Source organism: Paenibacillus sp. AN1007, from assembly GCF_040702995.1.
Classification (GTDB): domain Bacteria; phylum Bacillota; class Bacilli; order Paenibacillales; family Paenibacillaceae; genus Paenibacillus.
Map to the genome: position 1 here is coordinate 2,463,189 of NZ_CP159992.1, position 21,364 is coordinate 2,484,552.

A 21,364-nucleotide genomic window follows, 5' to 3' on the forward strand; every position below is an offset into this window, starting at 1 on the left:
TGAAGAATTTCATGTATTAGGGTACTTTAATGAAATTTTAAGTACATTTGATGTGTGTTTAGATGTACATCTAATCGGAACTAGGACCTTTTCTTGTCCTCCGACAGATAAACAACGACTTTCACCGACTTTTTTCAATACCCACCAAACACTTTTCATTGCCTTTCTTGTTAATCAAAGCAACTTCAAAATCAGATTCCCATTTAATTTCGCCTAAATGTTTAGCATAAGCAAATTCATCCGGTTGTTCTGATATGACCTTTTCTAAAAGTACTTGGGCACCATCTCGTTGTAGAATAGATATAAATATATCCATGCTTTCTACAGTATGATGGCATATGACTTTAGCATTGTACTTCTTATTAGGGCTCTTAACCATTTTTTTCCACGTCCACTCATTTACGTAACCTAACTCTTCTATTTGTATTGCTGTTTTTCTAAATGGCTCGATAGCCCAACGATTACGTAAAGCTAGTTTCTCGAGTCCGTCCATCAGTAGTCGAAGCGCAGCCCTTTTTTTCTCCATCTCATTTTTGGCAAGATAGTTATTCAAACTAAACTGGATTGGCGCCGAGCACACTCCTGAATCATTAACAATCCTTTCTTCCGATATGTTCTCTACACATTCTATTAGTACTTTCCAACAATCGTTTGTTTTGTATTTCCCAAACAAACGTTCAAACATCGCTGTAATACAGCGAGTTTCCAACCTAAATGAACGTCTTCTCCATTTCCAATTTAATTCATAATCTAATTTTGCTGCTTCTTTGTAATCACATTTTTGTAATTCCATTAGCGATTCAATGCTTTCAGTATCCTCAATATATGGTAAGTCCAAGTCAAATTCTTTTAGGTACATGTGAGTCTCTCCTTACTTATTTCCCTTGGGCGTGTCCCCTGCAGATTTTGTGCTGGATATGCTTTGTGTGTTTTTTACGGAAGGCGTGGTGAGTAACCATTCATTAAACAAAAAAACAGCCCATCACAATGACCAGCTGCTTTCTTGTTGTTGGAGCTGTAATTTCCCGTTATTTCAACAATATTTTCCCTTTAAAATCTGTACATACTTTACATCAATTCCAGTGATTTTGGATATTGTGCCCGTATCCATTCCCTCTTTGAGGGCGTTACGGGCAATGTTTAGATTATATTTCATTTTTGAGATCTTATCCTTTAATAAAGTATCGCTAAAATCCAAATAGTCATCAGCAATCTCGCCATCTAAATTAAATTCAATGTCATAACTACCTATTTCTTCTTCCAAATAAAATATATCGACTGAACAAAATATAACTGCTTCTTCGACATTGAAAGAATACTTAAGATAAATGGAACGTTCTTGAACACTTAAAAATTCTTCGTACAGCTTACCTTGAAATGTATTGAGATAATCGCCTCTCTCTTCTTCACGCCATTTTCTAAAACAATCCCAGAAACCCTCTACAGTTCGCTTTATTGCTTTATGTTTACTCTCCCAAGCAAGCAGCGTTTTTTTATCCATGATTCATTTCCTTTACTTTTAAATATGCGTCTCCATTGTAACATCCTTGATTGATTTATTCTGCCCGTTAGTTTAATGATTTGAAAAGCAAGATGCCGATTAGATACAAGTCTAAAAGGGAACCGATTGCATTTCCTGCCAGGTCTATTCAAAAGGATGGCTAAGCATTAACCAACATTCCTAACTGAAGGCTGCATTATTAGTTCACGCCGAGCTTCTCTAACAAGAGATCAATCGATTTCTCCTTAATATAGGGAGCGTCACTAATGACCCAGTGAGGTACAGTATACACTTGTTTATTCTTCATTGCCTTCATGCTGTTCCAGATCGAACTTCGAGTTAACTCCTCATATATCTTTTTAGCTTCTTGATCTCCGCCACGCAGAGGGCGCCCTACCTGAATAAAAATATGATCTGGATTTAGCTCAGGCAGCTGTTCAATTGAAATATTTTCGAAATTTTGGATCGATTCGGTTTGAGGCAAATAGTGTAGGCCCATATCTTGAGATAACGTTGCTCCCAAGGATTGAGTTGAGTTATAGATTCGAAGTACCTTAGGCATCACACGCATATAGAGGACATTTTCAGTAGGATCAATCTTTGAGCTAAGGAGGTGCATTGAAGCAGCTGCCTTCTGATCATACTGAGCTAACCATTCTTCCGCTTCCTTGTTTTTGCCAAGCATACTTCCGAGTTCTTGCAAAGATTTACGCCAATCCTCATTTTCCTTTGTAAGGATTGTGGGTGCGATTTTGGTCAACTGGTCGTAAATTTCTCTTCGGCTTTCCCAACCGATGATTAAATCCGGATTGCTTTGAGAGAGTAATTCGAGATTGGGCTTGTCTCCGAGATCAATTACACCATCTAATGCATCGTTCTCTAAATATTCCAGGTTCGTCTCCCCAATAAAATTTGTCATAGCATAAGGTTTGATGTCCAAGGCTAAGAGAAAATCAGCTAGCTGCCAATTTAGAACTGCAATCTTTTTGGGCTCTCCAATTATTGTGGTTTCCCCTTCTTCGTTCTGGATAGATATGGAGTTATCGGACGCGCTCTCGTCCGTTTTAACTGCATTATGATCACTTTGCGTAACGCGTTTGCTGTCATTTATACCACAACCAGAAAGGAAAAGGATACTAAACAATAGTAGGAGTAAAGCAGCTTTAAAGTTTTTTCTATGTAACAAATTTCTTTCCCCCTTTTATATAGAATGGACACATTATAATGATAATAATTATCATCGTCAATTGGCGGAGGGTGCTGTCCATTGCTTGCAGAACGATTACAAACCTAATGTCAAGATTCGATGTAACCTCCCATTCTGTTCATGACGTGGGCAGCTGCTAGCTCTAGAAACAACGGCAATGTAGGATATTCGTATCCTACATTGCCGCTGTATAATTCTTGCGATATACTTCTCCGCCACTGTAACAATGCAACCTTTCAGTAGTTCCTAAAAGAGTTAGTGTACAATGAGGACTGGGCAGCTTGATAATTGTGAAACTTTGTGGCTGACACTTCCAAGCATCATTCCTTTTACCCCTATTAGTCCCCGGCTTCCGATAATAATAAGCTGCTGCTCGGTTTCCCTTGCATATTTTAATATCTCATACGCAGGATCTCCTTTGAGATGAACAGTTTCCGGATTTATCCCTTCAGCTTTTAATTTAGATTTGGCGTGCTGCAGCAGCTCCAAACTCGCTTTTTCCATTTCGTCCACTATCTCTTCCAAAAATCTCTCGGGTACATATGTCATTCCATTCGACACATAATCCTGACTTACTTTAACCAAGGTGATTTGAGAATGTTTATTTTGGGCTATTTCAACGGCTGCATCAAGAAGTTTATTGGTTATTTCAGCTTTATCAATGGCCACCATAACTTTGTCAAACATCGTTATCATCCTTTCCGCGGCTGCTCGTAACGATTTGGGCTGCCTACAGTACGATTGCTTGCTGCTCCCATGCCTACTAAAAAGAGCAGGACCGAAGCTCCTAGCAAAATAAAAAGTGGCAGGTCCCAGCTATTTGATGCATCATGCAGATATCCAATAAGGGCTGGACCCATAGCGGCAAGAAGATATCCGATCGATTGTGCCATGCCGGATAGTTCCGCTGCTTGATGCGCATTCTCAGTGCGCAGTCCGAAAAACATCATGGACAAACTAAAGGCGAAGCCTCCACCAATTCCGAGCATGATGATCCACAGCAGAATGATATTGGGACAGCCGTATAGAAGTCCGAGTGTTCCCGTTAAAAGCAAAACGGTAGTGATGACTACTAACAAACGTTGGTTAGACATACGCCCAGCAATAACAGGAACGATAAAAGTAAATGGAAGCATCCCTAACTGCATGATGGACAAGAACCATCCTGATTGGTTGGGGGCAATTCCCTGCTGCTTTAAAATTTCAGGCATCCAAGCGATCAATACATAAAATATCATGGACTGTATCCCCATGAACAAGGTTACCTGCCAGGCAAGCGGGGATTTCCAAACATTCACATCATGGCTGACAATTCTTTGACTCGTCGTGACTGTTTGCTTTGTTTGTTTTCTTAATTGAGGCAGCCAACAGAGGACCGATATAAAGCTTAGAATTCCCCATACTCCTAATGCACCCTGCCATTTAAGACCAGCGTTCACAGCTAGGGGCACACTGATTCCTGATGCGATTGCTCCACATAAATTCATTGAAATGGAGTAAGCACCTGTCATGGAGCCAATTTTATCTGGAAAATCTCTTTTGATTATACTTGGCAATAACACATTACATATGGCAATCGCGAATCCTAGAACCGCTGTCCCGATAAACAGATGAATTGCGCCCGATAATGACCGTATAACAATACCAGCAGTCAGAAAAATTAGAGCAATCATAATAATACGCTCTACCCCATATCTTCGTCCTAATTTGGGTACTAGAGACGATAATAGAGCAAAGGCCAGCAAGGGTACCGTCGTGATCAGGCCTGCTGATGTATTTGAAATATGAACGTCATCCCTTATAAGACTCACTAAAGGACCTACTGAGGTTAAGGGAGTACGTATATTAGCTGCAATAACAATGATGCCGAGAATGATCAACCCCATAGAGGACTGTACGTTTTGTTGTTTATTCGGCATACTTTATTTCTCCTTCCTGTAATCTTTCGTATGATTTGCTTTATTCTGATTTGAAAATCTTTGCTATAGCATCCGCGCGAATAGTGAAAGTATATTATAATATACTTTTTTAATCAATAAGTATTTTAAAACATACTGAATTTATATAAAAAAATACAACTCAGATCTTCCGTCATGGAAATCGAAGTTGTATTTCATAAGTGGATTTTCGAATTTTAGAAACCATATTTTAAGGAAATATGGAGAACGGTTTGGCTGTTGGTACGATTGGTATAAGAATGAGGAGAATCTGCACGAAAACTGATCGTATCATATTGATTCAGTGTGTAGACTTCTTCACCGACTTGTATCTCAATGGAACCTGTCATCACTGTTGCAATTTCAGTTGTATTTACGTGATGACCTTCAGGACAATACGAGCTGTTTGGCTGTAAGTACGCCCGGCACATTTCAATATCATTGCTTTTAAAGACCGGTTCAATGCTCCAATTTTTTTCATCATTAGAAAACCTTAATCCTTCGCCAGCACGATAAACACGAACCGGCTTCTCTGTTTGGATCAAAGCCAATAGCGGTAAAGATATCCCTTTTGAAATTTTCCATATGATTGCCAGAGTCGGATTTGTCTCGCCACGTTCGATATTTCCCAGTGTAAGTTTGCTTACGCCTGTTAATTCGGATAAGTCGTCCAAGGTTATGTTTTTTTCTTTTCTATACTTTTTCAATGCACCGCCGATTTGTAATACAAGTTGTTTTGATTCATCGATTTCATCCATTAGATATTCACCTCAACAATAAACTGTTATAGCTAGTATATTGTTTATCTGAATTCTTTTCCATACGAGCTGTAATGGACTTCCACTTGCTATAGAAGAATCAGTTGATAAATACGAAATGCAGCTATAAAAAATTTAGGTAGTCGAACTAATTCATTAAGGAAGGAATTATTAAATCAATTTGCATCTCTCTAGATGCTTTTAACAAAATCACATCATTTATCTTGATTTTTTGCTTTAATGTATTCGCTAGGATTATTTGATCTTTAAAAGTCATCACTGCCTCTAATGGATATCTTCTTTTTGCTTCTGAACCAATATAATAACTGAGATCACCATAAGTATAAATATAATTTATTTTATCTGGATCAAGGTATCTTCCAACAACTTGGTGAAACTCTATTTCATTATCGCCCAGTTCAAGCATATCACCAATTACTAAATGCTTCTTACTATAACCCGTCATTTCCTGAAAAGTCGTAACTGCTGCATAGACGGAATCCGGGCTGGCATTCCAAGCATCATTAATAATGGTAAATCCCAAGGGTGAACTGATTTTCTCAAATCTCATATTAGGCAATTTCAGCTGAGTAAACCCCTCATTAATTTCAGAAGTGTTTAAACCCAATCTTAGAGCAATAGCAATGGTAGCAAGAGCATTATTAATATTATGCTTAGCAGGAAGTGGAAGGTAGTACACTTGGTTTGCAACTGAGAATTGTGAACCCTCGGCACTTGATATTGTATTTTTGGCAATTACATCATTAAAGTCTCCCTGTCCAAAACTAATTGTTTCTAATAAGATATTTCTTTTAATATTATTTATTTCTTTAACTAATAACTGCTCGTCACCTTGGAAAACAAAGCACCCACCATTCTTTAGACCACTAATAATTTCTAATTTTGCTGCTGCTATTTGTTCTCTAGAGCCGAGACTAGATAGATGTGAAACTCCTATCATTGTAATTAAGGCTATGTCTGGATGAGTAATTCGGGAGAGCTGCTCAATTTGACCTCTTTCACTCATCCCCATCTCGATTACTGCAATTTCAGAATCTTTATCTATCGCTAAAATCGTTAAAGGGACACCGATTTGACTGTTTAAATTACCTTCTGTTTTATGGACTCGAAATTTTTCCTGTAAGACAGAATTTAGCATCTCTTTTGTAGTTGTTTTACCATTGCTTCCCGTAACACCTATAACTTTAATTTGTAACTCTTTTCGGTATTCTGCCGCTAATTTTTGTAAGGATTCTAAACAGTCATCTACATAAATTAACGGAAAATGATCTGGTGGACTAGGGTGATCCTTTTGCCAGAAAGAAGCAATTGCTCCTTTAGATATTGCTTCACTTACATAATTATGACCATCTAACTCTCTTATGATTGGAACAAATAAATTCCCTGGCGTTATATTCCTGGAGTCAATAGACACACCATGAATTATGAGTTCCTCAAAATCCAACGATAATCCTTCACCTGCTGACATGCGTTCGATAACTTTGAGTTTATGATTAATCATCACTGCACCATCCATTGAATTATTTTTTAAGTGGAGCTCATAACTCATCTTATTTTTGATAATGACATGTATGAGAAGAAATCAAAAGATCCAACACAAAGGCTTTTTCTATAAAGAGTGGTTCTCATACACATTAAATTGATCATATTTTCATCTTTTAGATATTGCCCCCTGTGTTACTACAATGGGACCATTCTTCTCATATTTAAGAAACCACGCAAGTGTATAAGGCCATATAATGATTTGCTCATATGACAGACGGTGCAATATGCCGTGTTCTTTATCTGATAAGCCGCAGACTAGGGAAATGTCAGGGCTGGATGATAAAAGAAGCTGCAGCAAAAGGTCCGGTTAAGGCTGACCTTTTACTGCAGCTTTTCTTTTGTATTTCTACTCGCTTTGTATAGCATATTCATCATAGCTTTAAGCTTTGCGAAGCATTTGTCTCTCGCTTAGCTGTGAAAGCATATCCTTCGTCATGGCCTTCAAGTCGTAGCGGGCATGGAATCCCCATTCTGTTTTTGCTGCCGTCGCATCAATGGAATGCGGCCAGCTATCGGCAATCGCCTGTCTCTTCGGGTCAATGTCATAATCGAGGATAAAGCCGGGAAACTCATCCCGAATTGCTGCAGCGATCGCCTCCGGATCCACGCTCATTGCGGTGACATTAAATGAATTTCGGTGTATCAACCGGGATGAATCCGCTTCCATTAAATCAATGATGGCGTTTAGGGCATCCGGCATATACATCATGTCCATGTTTGAGCCTTTGGCGATATACGAGGTATACCGGCCAGTCGATACGGCTGCATAATAAATTTCCACCGCGTAATCTGTCGTTCCTCCGCCAGGTGGCGTCATATAAGATATCAAACCCGGAAGTCGCAATCCCCTCGTATCCAAGCCGTATTTATGAAAATAGTAATCACAAAGCAGTTCGCCGGACACCTTGTTCACACCGTACATCGTATTGGGCCTCTGGATCGTATCCTGCGGGGTATTGTCTTTCGGAGTCGAAGGGCCAAAAGAGCCAATGGAGCTTGGAGTGAAAAATTGACAGCCGAGCTCCCTGGATACTTCAAGTGCATTCATCAAACCGCCCATATTCAAGTTCCAGGCAAGCAAGGGTTTCTCCTCCGCGACAGCTGACAGCAGCGCGGCCAAATGAATGACGGTATCTACTTTGTACCGCTTGGCGATTTCGAACATCGCCTTAGCATTCGTCACGTCCAGCAGCTCGAATGGTCCGGATTGGGTAATTTCGTGGGATGATGACCTGAGATCCGCAGCAACGACGTGATCCGCACCATAAATCTCACGTAATTTAACGACTAACTCAGAACCGATTTGGCCTAGTGCTCCGGTCACCAAAATCTTGTTCATAAGACATTCCTCCCGCAATAGACTCCCGCGAATGCAGCTAAATCAGCTTCATTTCCTTGCCGACTTTCTCATAAACAGAGATCACCTGGTCCAGCATCTCCTTGGTATGGGAAGCTGTCGGCATGTTGCGTATTCTTCCCGTTCCTTTTGGAACCGTCGGAAACAGGATGGCCTTGGCATAAACGCCTTCTTCATAGAGTCGTTTGCTGAACTGTTGGGTGGTTACTTCATCGCCAATGATACAAGGTGTGATCGGCGTTTCGCTTTGGCCTATATCATATCCAAGTCGTTTCAATCCATTTTTCAAGTCCTTGCCGTTCTCCCACAGCTTCTCGATCAGCTCTTTGTCATTCATCAAAATGTCGACTGAAGCGCTGCAAGAAGCAATTACAGCCGGAGGCAGCGATGTCGAGAAAAGAAATGGGCGGCTTCTCAGCTTCAACCATTCGATCAGTTGTTTTTTACCCGCGACATAACCGCCGACAACGCCGATCGCCTTGGAAAGAGTACCAATCTGAAAGTCGATGCGGTCGGACAATCCAAAATGCTTCACGGTTCCTGCACCTGCTCCGAGAACGCCTGAACCATGGGCATCATCCACATAAGTAATCAGATCGAATTCTTCTGCTATTTTCACGATTTCGGGCAGTTTTGCGATATCACCATCCATCGAGAAAACTCCGTCGGTAATGACCATAATTTTACGGTACTGTCCGGATTCCTTGGCCTCTTTCGCCTGCTGTCTTAAATCATTCATATCCGAATGTTTAAAGCGGATCACCTTGGCTCTCGACAGGCGGCAGCCATCAATAATTGAAGCGTGGTTCAGTTCATCTGATAAGATTGCATCATGCTGATCCATTACCGCGGATATAGCAGCCATATTGCAGTTAAATCCCGATTGATACACGATAACGGCTTCCGTTTTTTTGAAAAGGGCTAGTTTTTCTTCAAGCTCAATATGAAGATCCATCGTACCATTAATTGTTCTCACAGCCCCTGCGCCTGCCCCGTATGTCTGAGCTGCCTTAACTGAAGCATCAATCAGACGGTAATCTGTCGCCAATCCCAAATAGTTATTAGAAGACAAATTGATCAGAGACTTCCCGTCGATACGAATCACAGGACCATTTGCACCCTGCAGCGTATCGATGTCGTTATACAGATCTTTAGTCTTTAGATCTTCGATGCTCGAACTTAAGAATTGGTCTAATGCTTGACTTGACATTCCATTCCCTCCTCGATATACGTATGTCCTCTTACAGGAGACATGATATTCTTCGAAGAAACCTTTTATAAAAGGGGTTATATTGATTTCAATGTATCACCTTTTTTGTTTTATGTACACATGTGGTGGACAAAAAAATAAAAGATCCGCAAATGCACATAACGATTTGTTACGGGAATGGGGAAATCAATCGTTACTCCATCTTGTTTACGCTTTGTACAAAATCGAGTTCTGCTAATCGCTATCCAATTTCAGCTTAATGTTAAACTACCAAACTTAAACTTTTTCGAATTGCCATTTCAATTTTTTTATTAAATTTCGCAAAATGGAACTAGAAAAGTCATTTACTCTAGTCATGGATATTCGAAAGCGGTTAAAAGATGTGCCTTTGTTATCTTCAAAATAATACTCTATAATAATTGCCGGATTCCTATCCATTGTTTTACTACTTACACCGATGGCTGCACATGCAGATGAGGCAGTTCATCTTAACGGTATGTTGGTTGATGGTCGAGTATTTATGCCTTTGAGAGCCGCGGGTGATCAGTTCGGAGCATTAACAACGGAAATTCCTGACTGTTTTTTTTCTTATATAGAACAGTTAAAACGACAATGAGAGCTATCTATTCGGTTCTTGGTTTCACTTCTACACAGATCCCTTCTAAATAATGCCAAATTTCTCCCTGAGACGTTTGACATCCTGAATCGGGAGTAAATTAGGAAAGGGACTTTTTCATTTCAAAAGAAAAGCTCCCTTAGGCAGCCCCATTCTTTTCTTCATTATTATCGCAGTGGCGCGAAATGACTGATGGAAGACAGAATGTTTTCAGTTTCCATAATTAGATCAGGTGTCAGTTCAAGCTTAACCGCTTTGATATTCTCTTCAATCTGTGCGGGTCTGCTGGAACCAATGATGGCAGAACTTACTACGGGTTGACGTAGAATCCAAGCTAATGCAAATTGAGACAAGGTTACTCCGAGTTCGTTAGCAATTTCCGCCAGCTGTACAGTACATTGGAGCACATCCTCACGTAAATAACTATTGATGACCCCATTCGTTTGATGGTTCGCAGCCCGCGTGCCTTCAGGAATTTGCTGCCCCGGTTTGTATTTGCCCGTGAGAACACCTTGTGCTAATGGAGAGAACACGATGATCCCCAGCCCTTCCTGCTCGCACTGCTCAATCACACCTTCTCGCTCGATATAACGCTCAAACATATTGTAGATCGGCTGATTGGAAATCAACGGACGCAAATTCAGACGTTTGCTGATCTCGGATGCTTCTGCAATTTGTGCGGCCGTCCATTCACTGACACCTGCATATAAAATTTTGCCCTGCGCTTGCAGATCATCCAATGCTCGAAGCGTTTCGTCAACAGGAGTTTCGGAATCAAAACGATGACACTGATATAAGTCAATGTAATCTGTACCCAATCGTTTCAAGCTCGCCTCACACTGTTCGATAATGTGTTTACGTGACAACCCGCGATCATTCGGTCCCGATCCTTGCGGGAAAAACAACTTTGTAGCAAGGACATAACTGCTGCGTGAATAAGGCTTCAACGTGTTTCCCATAACCTCTTCCGCACCTGGATACGAATTTGATGTATCAAAAAAGTTAATGCCGAGTTCGTATGCTTTACGCATACATGCACGTGCCGCCTCCTCTGAAGTGGCCGATCCATAGGTCAGCCAGCTTCCCAATCCGATCTCACTAACCTTCAACCCACTTCTACCCAGCCTTCTGTATTTCAACTGAATCACTCCTTATGAGAATAGTTGGACTAGAGCCTATAATTGTAAACGCTCTATTGTACTATCTGAGGATAGTCGTTAAACTTAGGTTTAAGTCAAGGCCTTTAACCATTTTTTGAAAGGAAGATTTGCTTGGAATTTACGATTAAACAAGCTGCGGAACGCACCCAACTGCCTGCTTCCACATTGCGATTCTATGATCGGGCAGGTCTGATGCCTTTGTTGAAAAAGACAGAGTACGGTACCCGTAAATATTCGGAGATGGATATAAGTTGGCTGGAATTGGTACGCTGTCTGAGAGACAGTGGTATGCCGCTTGAGGATATAAAAGCATTCATGCTGCTCTGTCTCGAAGGTTCAATCACTAGTGAACAGAGAAAAGAAATGCTGCAGCAGCATCGTCAAAATATTTTGAAGCAAATGGAGATGTTGAACTGCAGCCTGGGGACCATTGATTACAAGCTGGAACATTATAATGAGATAGGCATCTTCCATATCGATACCAAATAATATGTTGTTGTTTATCATTAAACCCTGTTGAAAATATTTTTATTAGGAGTGACTTGCATGCGACAACCGATCCAAGACGAATCATGGTACTCATACCCCGGAATGGTTGCCATAGTGACTGCGCGTCATGAGGGACAGCAAAATATCATGGCTTCAGGATGGCACACATACATCGGCTCATCGCCAGGAATATATGGTATATCTCTTCGCAAAGAAACTTTTACCTACTCATTAATTGAGCAAAGCGGGGCATTCGGTGTACACTTTTTGCCTGCACATTGCTCCGAAATAATTCAAGCCGTTGGAACATACAGCGGAAGAGATTTGGATAAATTCAAGGAATTCAATATTGGGTATGAAGAAGGACTTCAAGTTGATATACCTGTTCTTACGGATGCCTACTTTGCGTATGAATGCCGAACGCTCAGCATTACAAGCCTTGGCGACCATGAGTGGATAGCAGGAGAAATTGTACAGCGGTATAGGGATGATCAATGTTTTCTAGAGAATGGACTTCCCGACTTTTCAAAGCTTGAGATTCCATTATATACAGGACGATCAACCTACAAAATATTAAATCACGAAAGCCCGGAAAAGAACCATCCAATGTATCTTACTAGATCGAGGTAGATCTAACTAGAGCTGGATCGATGTGTTATTGTTCAACGTTTGCTTTCTGCAGCTCCCGTGCCAAACTTTCACACAGAACATTATAGGCACGCAGCGCAATTTTAAGCTTCATCCGCAAGGATGGTGATTGAATCATCGAAATACGAGACCATTATTCGCAAAATGAATTCTCCATCTCCCTCAATCCGGTAATAAATCTGATAAATCTTCTCTTCTTTACTGCTGCGCTCTAATATTATCTCAGCATTTACAAAAAGAACCCCCGTTAATTATCAAATAGAAATTAACGGAGGTATACAAATTAATCTTTACAAAAGGTATTCTTCATCATTTTCTTGCGGCATTCTTGACTTCTAAAGCAGCTTTGCTGTATATAGCATTGCTGTTTTTTGTTTATTCCATCATATCTGTTACTGCTCCTTTTGAAGCCGAGGAAACTAATTTGGCATATTTACCGAGTACACCGGATTTTACTTTCAGCGGAGGTTGAACCCACGCTTTCGCTCGAGCCGCTAACTCTTCTTCTGATACTTCAACCTTCATCTCCTGGATGTCACTGTTAATGGTGATGAGATCCCCATTTTGGAGCAAAGCGATCGGTCCGCCTACTTGTGCCTCAGGTGATACATGGCCGACTACAAATCCATGCGAGCCACCTGAGAACCTGCCATCTGTGATGAGAGCAACTTTCCCGCCGAGTCCTTTGCCTACAATGAGTGCTGTTACGGAAAGCATCTCAGGCATACCTGGTCCACCCTTCGGACCACAATAGCGTATGACCAAGACGTCTCCTTCTTGAATTTCATCATTCATAATCGCTTCTGTCGCTTCATCTTCGCTATCGTACACCTTAGTCGGGCCTGAAAACTGCTGTATCTTCATGCCTGACATTTTGGCAACAGCACCTTCAGGAGCGAGGTTACCTCGAAGCACAACCAGGGGTCCATCTGGCTTCAGCGGATTATCGAGTGGTCGTATAATCTCTTGGTCATTCGGAAGTGGAGCCGTTTCCGCTAAATTCTCCGCCAACGTTTTACCTGTTACCGTGAGGCAATCCCCATGAAGTAATCCCTCAGCAAGCAACAGCTTCATTACCCCTGAAACACCGCCAATATCATTCAAATCCTGCATCACATATTGACCACTTGGCTTCAGATCTGCCAGATGAGGAACACGCAGACGAATTCGCTCAAAATCATCCAAGGTTAAATCCACTTCTACGGAGTGCGCAATAGCCAGCAGATGGAGAAATGCGTTGGTTGATCCCCCCAGAGCCATAACAACGGTGATCGCATTCTCAAATGCTTTCTTTGTCATAATGTCTCTTGGATAGATTTCCTGTTCAAGCAGTGAGATGACCTGTTTACCGGCTGCTTCGCATTCCTTTGCTTTATCCGCCGAGATAGCTGATGTCGAAGAAGAACCAGGCAAACACATACCCATTGCTTCTGCAGCAGCGGCCATCGTATTAGCGGTATACATGCCTCCGCAAGCGCCTGGACCTGGACAAACACTACATTCGACCTTATGCAGCTGTTCATCTGATATTTTGCCATCTTGATATTGACCAACGGCTTCAAAAGCGGAAACGATATCCACTTTTTTGCCGTCGAGATTACCTGGTTGAATGGTTCCCCCATATACATAAACGGAGGGAATGTTCATGCGTCCAATAGCCATTAGACATGCAGGCGTATTCTTGTCACAGCCACCGATCGCAACAACGCCGTCAAAACGCTCAGCTCCGCTCACAATTTCAATCGAATCAGCAATAGCTTCGCGACTTGGCAGCGAGAACAACATTCCTCCATGCCCCATCGAGATTCCATCTGACACGGTAATTGTATTAAAAATTAGCGGCGCACCACCGTTATCACGTGCGCCCTGTTTAGCTTGTACCGCTAAATCGTTGATGTGCATATTACACGGTGTTACCTCACTCCACGTGCTCGCTATTCCGATCATTGGTTTTTTGAAATCCTCATCCTGGAAACCAACCGCACGCAGCATGGCCCTGTTCGGTACCCGGTTAGCGCCTTCACTGATTACCCTGCTTCGAATACGAAGATCTTTTTTATTTTCCATGTCCTTAACCCCTCACTTCAAAGTATCTCGTACAGTTCCTGCATCGGCCTGATAAAATTTTGTTTCATTAGTTTATGGGCATCGTCGCTATTCTTGTCTTCAAAAGCTTTAATAATCAAATCATGTTCTTCGACAGAAGCAAGTGTAGCTGTAATAGGTTGTTTTAGAAACACATATTTAAATCGCCTAATGTGAATCTGAAGAGATGTGTTAAATGTGGCCACGTAAGAATTATCTGAGAGCTTCACGATATAATTGTGAAATAGCTCATCTACCTCCATGGCCTGATAAACTTGACCATTCTTGATCGAACTTGCAAATTCCAAATTGATGGATCTTAATTTCTCGATTTGTTCAGGAACAATAATTTTGGCGGTAATTTCAGCAGCCAAGGCCTGAAGAGCAGCCATCGTTGAATACATCTTAAAAATATCGTTTTTCTCAATAGTCGTTACCTTTGTTTCTTTTCCTGGATGCATAGACACGAGACCTTGAACTTCAAGTAACTGAAATGCCTCCCGAATCGGAGTCCGGCTGACTCCGAGCGATTCAGCCATTTCCGCATCAATTAGCTTTTCACCTGGCTGCAGTGTTCCATCAATAATCCACCGTTGAATCTGAGAAAATGCTCGTTCTTTTGCCGACATACGGACGGGTAAAGCAAAATCTTTAGGAATTGGCATTGTTTTTCATCCTCATTACAATTATTCTTGTATGCAATATATCGCATATAGCATGAAGAAGCAATGAGTATTTCGTTTTTTACTCGTCCAATTAAGTTAATCCAGATCACTACTTTTTTTTATTGAGCTTTTAGACCAAAAAGAAAGAACGAAAATAATATAGTCGATGAAGGCGAACTAGGAAATGAACAGTACATTGGAAAAAGTAATATCGATGGGTCTTTAACTGGTGATATTGGTGTTCTGGAGCCTGGGACTTATAAATATGTAATAACTGCATTTGATCCGAATACTGAATACATGTCTCCAAAGAGTACTGAAAATGTATTTGAATTCATTTTAACTAAAGGTCCGGCGCCGACTTTGAAATCCACTCACTACGGGTTCAATGAAAGTGTTAGAGAATTAACACTGGAGGCTGGATCAATCCCACAACAGATTCGTCTCAATTATCTTCCTGGCGAGCCTTATACCAATGGTACTCTAGAAATAACAGCAGAAGGGATTACATTTGGTGTAGATAATTATTATCATGATGGCAGAACAGTTTGGAAGCAATTCACTCAAGACATGATATACGATAATGGACACAAAGTTATTATAGATGGGCTTTTAGGGTCTTATAGCTTGGCCTTCACTTTCTATAATCAAGTTATTTCCCAAGAGGGAACATACAATATCACATTTATAGCAGATGCTGACGGAACAAACAGGGACAGATAAAGCACCATCTGAACCTCATAGTATTACACTCTTCTCAGCACCAGCGCCACCAGCACCTTAAATAATTATATGCACCACTCTGATTTTAACTATAGGGTGGTATTTTATAAAGCCGTTATTTACAATAGCGGCTTTCCACGGGAACATGTATTTGTCCTTCCATGTCAATGGACACAAAAAAGGACATGCAGTTTTATGTATGCAGTCCCCTCACATTTAATGACCAATTAATGGTATGCTTATAGTATTCTAGTCTTCATTTGTATTTAATTCTTACGATCAACCAAATTTTCAGTGAGTGCAGCTGTGGAGCCTGTTATTCGAGAACTTAAATCCAGTTTTGAAAGTCTGAATCCTTTCGATATGGAGAAACCTGAATACCTGTCCAATTTAACTTCCGATAGACTTCAACTAATCTCTTATCCGAACTTCGCTATTGAATTTGACAGTCCCTTTTACCTATTCAGATTTGAAGAGCCCGAAAGTAACAGAGTATGACCAGTAGAGTCTATGCATCAGATCTTTAGCTGTATGTAATGCAGTTAATTCATACGGCTCTAATTGTTCAAGTGATTTCGAAGGATAGGTTGAACCGAGTAGAGCATGAGTCCCGACGTTTTCCGAAATCTCGACTAATATAATGTTTGGGTAATTCGACATCTGTTTTGGGGATCGCCGCCGAACCTTTCAATTTTTGTTTTGCGGTTAATTTTACAGCCGAATGCAGCACTCGGATCACTCGAAATTCGTGAATATTCTGTAAATTAACCTCATTCCAAGCAGAGGTTGAATTCTCCAAAAAAATATTAAACATGATAATATAAGTTTTTTTGAGTAATTGAATAACTGTAGAAACGGAGTCTGTCAGAGGTATTACATAAACATCATTTTCTTTCCAGCTGAACCGATTTAACAACTGTCTGCCCTCTTTAGAGCATTTTTCAGTTTTAAGTAAAGAACTTTTTCTGCTAATACATATCTTTTAAAAAACTGAAAACACCGCTTAGAATTTGTACTGCTTGTGAATTATCTGTTATTTATTTTAACCTAAATGCTTTTGTAAATGTATTAACCACATGGACTTCATTCGCTTGTCTTCAGCAATATTCTCATAGAGAATATGGTCTTTTCCTGCTTGGTTAAACCAGCTGCGTAATGCTGCAATCCTTCCTTTATTAAAATCAATAAATCGAAAATCCAGTTGTTGCAAGTGCTTCATTTCAGTTAAAGGCTCTAAATCTTTGGCTTTGATGCTTGTGGGAATTTGCCTTAACTGTAACATTTCGAGACGCGGTGCTGACCACAATTGATCTATATGTTTTAATGCTTTCATATGGTCCATTTCCAGCTGCCTAAGGTTATTCATTTTAGAGAAATCACATAAAGCCTCCACCTTGGGTAAGGATAATCGCAGGTAAGTAAGATTATGCATTGAAGTTATATCATCCAGGTCCGTTAAGTTACGTATATTAGCTAAGCTGAGCATTTTAACATTAGAATCTGCAAGTCCTTCCAAGGATCCTTTAAGGGTACAATCATGAATAAAGAGACATTCCAATTGATTTAAATGACGAACAAAGTTCAGTTCATGAATATTCGTACTCAGAATGAGTGTGTCTAGTTCAGCTGCATCTTCTATAGGCGCTAAATCTACAAATGTTCCATATAAAGAAAGATATTGTAGATTACTGAAAGTAGAAAGGAATTCTAAGCTTACCGACTTTTACTTGTTATGGATAGAAACTGCAATTGTTCTAGCTTACCAAGTATACTAAGATCAATCGGATGATATAGCTTTAATTGTAAAGCTGTTATATGTTTTAAACTAGCTATAGTTTGTAATAATTCTTCCGTATAACAACCCTTCATATCAATTTGATGTACAGACAATATTAAATCCGGACGTTTAGCAAAAACATGCTTATCTAACGCTTGTAGATCTTCAAGTTTATCTATATCGATCACAAACGAAATGAGCGCCCGATGTCCCAGCTGCTTGACCGCTTTATTCATTTTCCTTATAGTCCAAGGTGTACCCTGCATCGAACTGGTCCATACTTCTCCCATAACGACTCCCCCAATTCTTTTATGTTAACTACAATGTTACGAAACGGACTGTACTAGCTTAACGATATGATATACTTTGCTTTATTTCTTGTTTCATATATTCAACAAATGCTGCAAAACTTGGTATATCAAGATTGCTGTTGTCTTTATCTCCGCTCGCTGATTCGTCGATGTATGCCGTTAGATACATCTCAACCAAGGGCTGAAAGTTTCGAGGCAAATATGTCAAAGCCCATTCTCCTCCCTCTCGCTTCGAAGATATTTTACCTTCTTTTACGTAATAAAGAACTCGGCAAAAATTCAAGGTTATGTACATAGGAGTAAGGTATGCAGGAGGAGTGTCCATGATCTCATCAGCACATCCTTCCACATCGTTTAATATAGAGTCGAGGTAGTATTGACTATCAATCGGTTCATAAAGTTCACATAATGGTTGTCCATACAGGGTTTTTCCTCTCTCGTAGGCAGCAGCAATTTGAGAAGCTAAATCCTTATCTTCCAATCCGCCGCAAACATAATTCTCATCCGTACGATATTTCTTCCTATGGTAATCAGAATAATGGAACTCAAAAGGTGTAGGATAGACAAAAGGTTTTAGGTACGTTTCTAGAATAATGGTAAATTCTATTCCGCGTTCATTAAAATTCACAGACATTTCATCATGCAATGATAAAGCGATTTTTGCAATCCTGGAGTTATTTGCTGGTGTAAGCTTTTCTTTTACAATAACTAAAAAATCGATGTCACTTTTATTGGGATTAAAACATCCCATAGCCAATGACCCATGCAAATAAATACCGATCAAATTCCCTTTTAACTCTTCTTTAAAAAGTACTGTTATTTTATCTAATAAAGCTTGGGTATTCATATCCAGACACCTCACTTTGATCTTCTCGTGTTCTAGGTTAAGTATAAAGTGCCTACTACTTCAATCAAGATAAAATTTATTTATAGTTAATCAATCTGTCCATTAGTTTATGAACGAGCATAATGGTTTGGACAGTACTTGAACGAGAAAAAAGCCGCTAGAACAGCGACTTCAAATGGAACAAGTCTTGTACCTCGACATAATAGCGGCTGACTGCAATTCTGTGAGATGCTTAGAAAGGAAAGTAGATAGATATCAGTGTGCCTTTTGCCCTGCGGTCCATCCAAACGACCCCGTTATGCTTCTCAACCGCGCTTTTTACGATGGAAAGCCCTAATCCAGACCCACCATCATTGCGGCGCGCCCGGTCCCCACGTACAAACGGGTCGAATACGGATGCCGCTAAGTCTTCAGATATCCCTGGCCCATCATCCCCTACGGTCAAAAGTACACCTTCCTCTCTTTCTTCCAGTGTAAACCACGCATGAGCGCCGTGAGTATTGTACTTTAAGGCATTCGCAAGCAAATTATGAATGATTCTTCTGAATAATCCCTCATGAAAATGAAATAAAACCGGTTTATCAGGTATTGTAATATCTAACTGAATGCCTTTCTGTTCAAAGAAATCGTACAGATCAGCTGCTTCTGTGCGGCATATTTCGGACAGATCACCCTGTACTCGTTTAAAAGAGAAAGATGCGTTTTCGAGTTTGGTCAACTCCAACAGGTCCTGAACGAGAGCACCGATAAAAAGAGCTTTTCGATGGATGTATCCTGCATATTTTTTGCGCTGAAAATCATCCTGTTCCAGTCCTAAGCGCAAGACTTCTGCATATCCCTGAATGGTGGTAATGGGAGTCTTCAAGTCATGTGAAATGTCCATAAACATGCGTGTACGGTCATTTTCCAACCGTCGTTTATCTTCGCGCGCTTTTTGCAGCCGGGTCGTCATGCGGTTGAAATTCAGTTGGATCTCCATAAGTTCCCTATTGGCCTTAATTTGGAGATGTTCTCCCTGCTCCTCTTCCGATACTGCCGCCAGTCTGCTCGAGACAGCTCGAAGTGGGAGCGTTATTTTTCTGGCAGTAATCCGGCTGTATAACCAGAGCATAAGAGAAAATGCTGCAGCAAATACAATCAATCCAGTGACAATCAGTCTGACGAAATATGCGGTCTGTTCCCGATCGGTTCGTACGATTCTGCTTTCTTTCATGATCGCCCCTCCGGGTATCACAACCAGCAAATGATGCTTTTCTCCTGTTTTCGTTAATTGCGGTGCAATGGAGTAATAATCTGAATCAGAAGACTCATAGAACAGGCTCAGCAGCTCTTCTTCCGTATAACTTTGAGGAGATTCTTCATCTGCACGTCCTCTAGTGAAAACGACATGGTAATTTTCATCCAGAACCTGCACATATCCGCCCATAGAGGCTGCGGTTTCGTAGGGAATTTCCTCCCACTCTTCCCGAACCAAATTGTCCGCCTCTACCAAAGGCAGCGTTTGATTCATATATTCATCCCTGGCATCGTACATAATGCTGTATACCACGTAACAAATGAGCGCAAAAAAGATAGTAAACCATACATAATTGATCATTAGGCTTGAATGCATGCTGCGCGTTCTCATTTGCTGCTCGCCTGGCTGGCCCATTTATAGCCGAGCCCCTTGATCGTCTGGAGATAGCGAGGATGCTTGGGATCGCTCTCAATCTTATCTCGAAGTCTGCTGATTTGAACCATAACGGTGTTGCTGTCCTCAAGGTAGGGTTCGTTCCATACCGCTTCATAGATTTGTTTCTTGGTATATATTCGTCCAGGAGCATTCATGAACAGGTTTAACAGCCTATATTCCAGCGGCCCAAGTACAATGCCCTCATTTTCTCGGAAAAGCATACAGGAATCATGATCCAACTGTAATGAACCGCATATGCTTCGTGCAGGCTTTATTTCGGCAGCAGGTTGAGCACCAAGCAGATCATAATATCTCCGCAGCTGAGCCTGAATTCGTGCCACAACCTCAATCGGACTGAACGGCTTTGCTATAAAATCATCTGCGCCAACTCCGAGTCCTGTGACTTTGTCTAGATCCCCGGTTTTAGCCGAAATGATGATCACTGGCAGTTTCAGCTTCTCGCGAATACGGCTGATCAACTGATAGCCATCCATTCCAGGCATCATTATATCCACGAGCGCAAGGTCTATATGTTCCCGCTGAAGCAGGGCCCAAGCTTCCTGCCCGCTGCCGGCTTCCTTAACAGCATAATTCTCCTTTACAAGGAAAATTCGCAGCAGTTCCACAATCTCTTCTTCGTCATCTACGATCAAGACTGTGCGCTTCATTTTTAGGTTTGGGTTATGATTCATCTCTGTATTCCTCCAAGCTGGCAATTCTCTTACTTCTCATCTTTCCAGTACTATACATGTTTATTATCGGTTGGGGTTTCCTGCAATTCAATTGTAAGGATAATGTAAGATTGGCTTCAGGATCTTTACAGTTATGTGCAGTA

Annotated in this window: 20 protein-coding genes; 3 read left to right on the top strand and 17 right to left on the bottom strand. The window is 40.8% G+C overall.

Going from position 1 to position 21,364, the window contains the following annotated elements; genetic code table 11:
* Positions 1–121: 121 nt before the first annotated feature.
* The 10 genes from ABXS70_RS10970 to ABXS70_RS11015 form a co-directional block, all read right to left on the bottom strand.
* On the bottom strand, positions 122–859 hold the full coding sequence (locus ABXS70_RS10970; RefSeq protein WP_366295769.1) for a hypothetical protein: 738 nt from the start codon (positions 857–859) through the stop codon (positions 122–124).
* Between the two features lie 174 nt (positions 860–1,033).
* Positions 1,034–1,501 carry a hypothetical protein gene (locus tag ABXS70_RS10975; RefSeq protein WP_366295771.1) on the bottom strand — a complete coding sequence of 156 codons (468 nt, stop codon included), beginning with the start codon at positions 1,499–1,501 and terminating at the stop codon, positions 1,034–1,036.
* A gap of 199 nt (positions 1,502–1,700) precedes the next feature.
* Complete coding sequence (locus ABXS70_RS10980) at positions 1,701–2,687, bottom strand: iron-siderophore ABC transporter substrate-binding protein (protein ID WP_342551193.1); 987 nt, start codon at positions 2,685–2,687, stop codon at positions 1,701–1,703.
* Positions 2,688–2,963: 276 nt separating this feature from the next.
* Complete coding sequence (locus ABXS70_RS10985; RefSeq protein ID WP_342551192.1) at positions 2,964–3,395, bottom strand: universal stress protein; 432 nt, start codon at positions 3,393–3,395, stop codon at positions 2,964–2,966.
* A gap of 5 nt (positions 3,396–3,400) precedes the next feature.
* Entirely contained in the window at positions 3,401–4,627 is a 1,227-nt protein-coding gene (locus ABXS70_RS10990) for an MFS transporter (protein ID WP_366295774.1), read from the bottom strand.
* A gap of 215 nt (positions 4,628–4,842) precedes the next feature.
* Entirely contained in the window at positions 4,843–5,403 is a 561-nt protein-coding gene (locus tag ABXS70_RS10995; RefSeq protein ID WP_342551190.1) for an XRE family transcriptional regulator, read from the bottom strand.
* A gap of 148 nt (positions 5,404–5,551) precedes the next feature.
* Positions 5,552–6,925, bottom strand: coding sequence for a UDP-N-acetylmuramoyl-tripeptide--D-alanyl-D-alanine ligase (gene murF, locus ABXS70_RS11000; RefSeq protein WP_366295776.1), 1,374 nt, complete (start codon positions 6,923–6,925; stop codon positions 5,552–5,554).
* A gap of 423 nt (positions 6,926–7,348) precedes the next feature.
* Entirely contained in the window at positions 7,349–8,308 is a 960-nt protein-coding gene (locus ABXS70_RS11005; protein WP_366295778.1) for an L-threonine 3-dehydrogenase, read from the bottom strand.
* Positions 8,309–8,345: 37 nt separating this feature from the next.
* Positions 8,346–9,536: a glycine C-acetyltransferase gene (locus tag ABXS70_RS11010; protein ID WP_366295780.1), complete on the bottom strand. Its 1,191-nt coding sequence runs from the start codon at positions 9,534–9,536 to the stop codon at positions 8,346–8,348.
* 783 nt (positions 9,537–10,319) lie between these two features.
* Positions 10,320–11,291, bottom strand: a complete 972-nt coding sequence (locus ABXS70_RS11015) for an aldo/keto reductase family protein (RefSeq protein WP_366295782.1) — start codon at positions 11,289–11,291, stop codon at positions 10,320–10,322.
* Between the two features lie 132 nt (positions 11,292–11,423).
* Here ABXS70_RS11015 and ABXS70_RS11020 point away from each other — a divergent pair, with 132 nt between their 5' ends.
* Positions 11,424–11,801, top strand: coding sequence for a MerR family transcriptional regulator (locus ABXS70_RS11020; RefSeq protein WP_342551181.1), 378 nt, complete (start codon positions 11,424–11,426; stop codon positions 11,799–11,801).
* Positions 11,802–11,858: 57 nt separating this feature from the next.
* Entirely contained in the window at positions 11,859–12,431 is a 573-nt protein-coding gene (locus tag ABXS70_RS11025; RefSeq protein WP_366295785.1) for a flavin reductase family protein, read from the top strand.
* Positions 12,432–12,824: 393 nt separating this feature from the next.
* Here the strand turns inward: ABXS70_RS11025 and ilvD are convergent, their stop codons facing one another.
* Positions 12,825–14,516 carry a dihydroxy-acid dehydratase gene (gene ilvD, locus ABXS70_RS11030; protein WP_366295787.1) on the bottom strand — a complete coding sequence of 564 codons (1,692 nt, stop codon included), beginning with the start codon at positions 14,514–14,516 and terminating at the stop codon, positions 12,825–12,827.
* A gap of 17 nt (positions 14,517–14,533) precedes the next feature.
* The gene (locus tag ABXS70_RS11035) at positions 14,534–15,199 is read right to left on the bottom strand and encodes a GntR family transcriptional regulator (RefSeq protein ID WP_366295789.1); all 666 of its coding nucleotides are present in this window, start codon (positions 15,197–15,199) and stop codon (positions 14,534–14,536) included.
* Between the two features lie 300 nt (positions 15,200–15,499).
* On the opposite strand from ABXS70_RS11035, the gene ABXS70_RS11040 reads away from it, so the two are divergent.
* Positions 15,500–15,922 (top strand): hypothetical protein, encoded by a 423-nt coding sequence (locus tag ABXS70_RS11040; protein ID WP_342551177.1) that lies wholly within the window; start codon positions 15,500–15,502, stop codon positions 15,920–15,922.
* 1,042 nt (positions 15,923–16,964) lie between these two features.
* Here the strand turns inward: ABXS70_RS11040 and ABXS70_RS11045 are convergent.
* The 5 genes from ABXS70_RS11045 to ABXS70_RS11065 form a co-directional block, all read right to left on the bottom strand.
* Entirely contained in the window at positions 16,965–17,255 is a 291-nt protein-coding gene (locus ABXS70_RS11045) for a hypothetical protein (RefSeq protein WP_366295791.1), read from the bottom strand.
* A 380-nt stretch (positions 17,256–17,635) separates the two neighbouring features.
* Entirely contained in the window at positions 17,636–17,989 is a 354-nt protein-coding gene (locus ABXS70_RS11050; RefSeq protein ID WP_366295793.1) for a hypothetical protein, read from the bottom strand.
* Positions 17,990–18,047: 58 nt separating this feature from the next.
* Entirely contained in the window at positions 18,048–18,857 is an 810-nt protein-coding gene (locus ABXS70_RS11055) for an aminoglycoside adenylyltransferase domain-containing protein (protein WP_366295795.1), read from the bottom strand.
* 232 nt (positions 18,858–19,089) lie between these two features.
* Positions 19,090–20,508, bottom strand: coding sequence for a HAMP domain-containing sensor histidine kinase (locus ABXS70_RS11060; protein ID WP_366295797.1), 1,419 nt, complete (start codon positions 20,506–20,508; stop codon positions 19,090–19,092).
* On the bottom strand, positions 20,481–21,197 hold the full coding sequence (locus ABXS70_RS11065; RefSeq protein WP_366296612.1) for a response regulator transcription factor: 717 nt from the start codon (positions 21,195–21,197) through the stop codon (positions 20,481–20,483). The genes ABXS70_RS11060 and ABXS70_RS11065 overlap by 28 nt, the downstream gene beginning before the upstream one ends.
* Positions 21,198–21,364 lie beyond the last annotated feature (167 nt).

Excerpts from the sequence above, each read along its gene's own strand:
- ABXS70_RS10970 (WP_366295769.1), bottom strand. The coding sequence starts at position 859 with ATGTACCTAAAAGAATTTGACTTGGACTTACCATATATTGAGGATACT.
- ABXS70_RS10975 (WP_366295771.1), bottom strand. The coding sequence starts at position 1,501 with ATGGATAAAAAAACGCTGCTTGCTTGGGAGAGTAAACATAAAGCAATA.
- ABXS70_RS10985 (WP_342551192.1), bottom strand. The coding sequence starts at position 3,395 with ATGTTTGACAAAGTTATGGTGGCCATTGATAAAGCTGAAATAACCAAT.
- ABXS70_RS10990 (WP_366295774.1), bottom strand. The coding sequence starts at position 4,627 with ATGCCGAATAAACAACAAAACGTACAGTCCTCTATGGGGTTGATCATT.
- ABXS70_RS10995 (WP_342551190.1), bottom strand. The coding sequence starts at position 5,403 with ATGGATGAAATCGATGAATCAAAACAACTTGTATTACAAATCGGCGGT.
- murF (WP_366295776.1), bottom strand. The coding sequence starts at position 6,925 with ATGATTAATCATAAACTCAAAGTTATCGAACGCATGTCAGCAGGTGAA.
- ABXS70_RS11005 (WP_366295778.1), bottom strand. The coding sequence starts at position 8,308 with ATGAACAAGATTTTGGTGACCGGAGCACTAGGCCAAATCGGTTCTGAG.
- ABXS70_RS11010 (WP_366295780.1), bottom strand. The coding sequence starts at position 9,536 with ATGTCAAGTCAAGCATTAGACCAATTCTTAAGTTCGAGCATCGAAGAT.
- ABXS70_RS11025 (WP_366295785.1), top strand. The coding sequence starts at position 11,859 with ATGCGACAACCGATCCAAGACGAATCATGGTACTCATACCCCGGAATG.
- ilvD (WP_366295787.1), bottom strand. The coding sequence starts at position 14,516 with ATGGAAAATAAAAAAGATCTTCGTATTCGAAGCAGGGTAATCAGTGAA.
- ABXS70_RS11035 (WP_366295789.1), bottom strand. The coding sequence starts at position 15,199 with ATGCCAATTCCTAAAGATTTTGCTTTACCCGTCCGTATGTCGGCAAAA.
- ABXS70_RS11040 (WP_342551177.1), top strand. The coding sequence starts at position 15,500 with ATGTCTCCAAAGAGTACTGAAAATGTATTTGAATTCATTTTAACTAAA.
- ABXS70_RS11045 (WP_366295791.1), bottom strand. The coding sequence starts at position 17,255 with ATGAAAGCATTAAAACATATAGATCAATTGTGGTCAGCACCGCGTCTC.
- ABXS70_RS11050 (WP_366295793.1), bottom strand. The coding sequence starts at position 17,989 with ATGGGAGAAGTATGGACCAGTTCGATGCAGGGTACACCTTGGACTATA.
- ABXS70_RS11055 (WP_366295795.1), bottom strand. The coding sequence starts at position 18,857 with ATGAATACCCAAGCTTTATTAGATAAAATAACAGTACTTTTTAAAGAA.
- ABXS70_RS11060 (WP_366295797.1), bottom strand. The coding sequence starts at position 20,508 with ATGGGCCAGCCAGGCGAGCAGCAAATGAGAACGCGCAGCATGCATTCA.
- ABXS70_RS11065 (WP_366296612.1), bottom strand. The coding sequence starts at position 21,197 with ATGAAGCGCACAGTCTTGATCGTAGATGACGAAGAAGAGATTGTGGAA.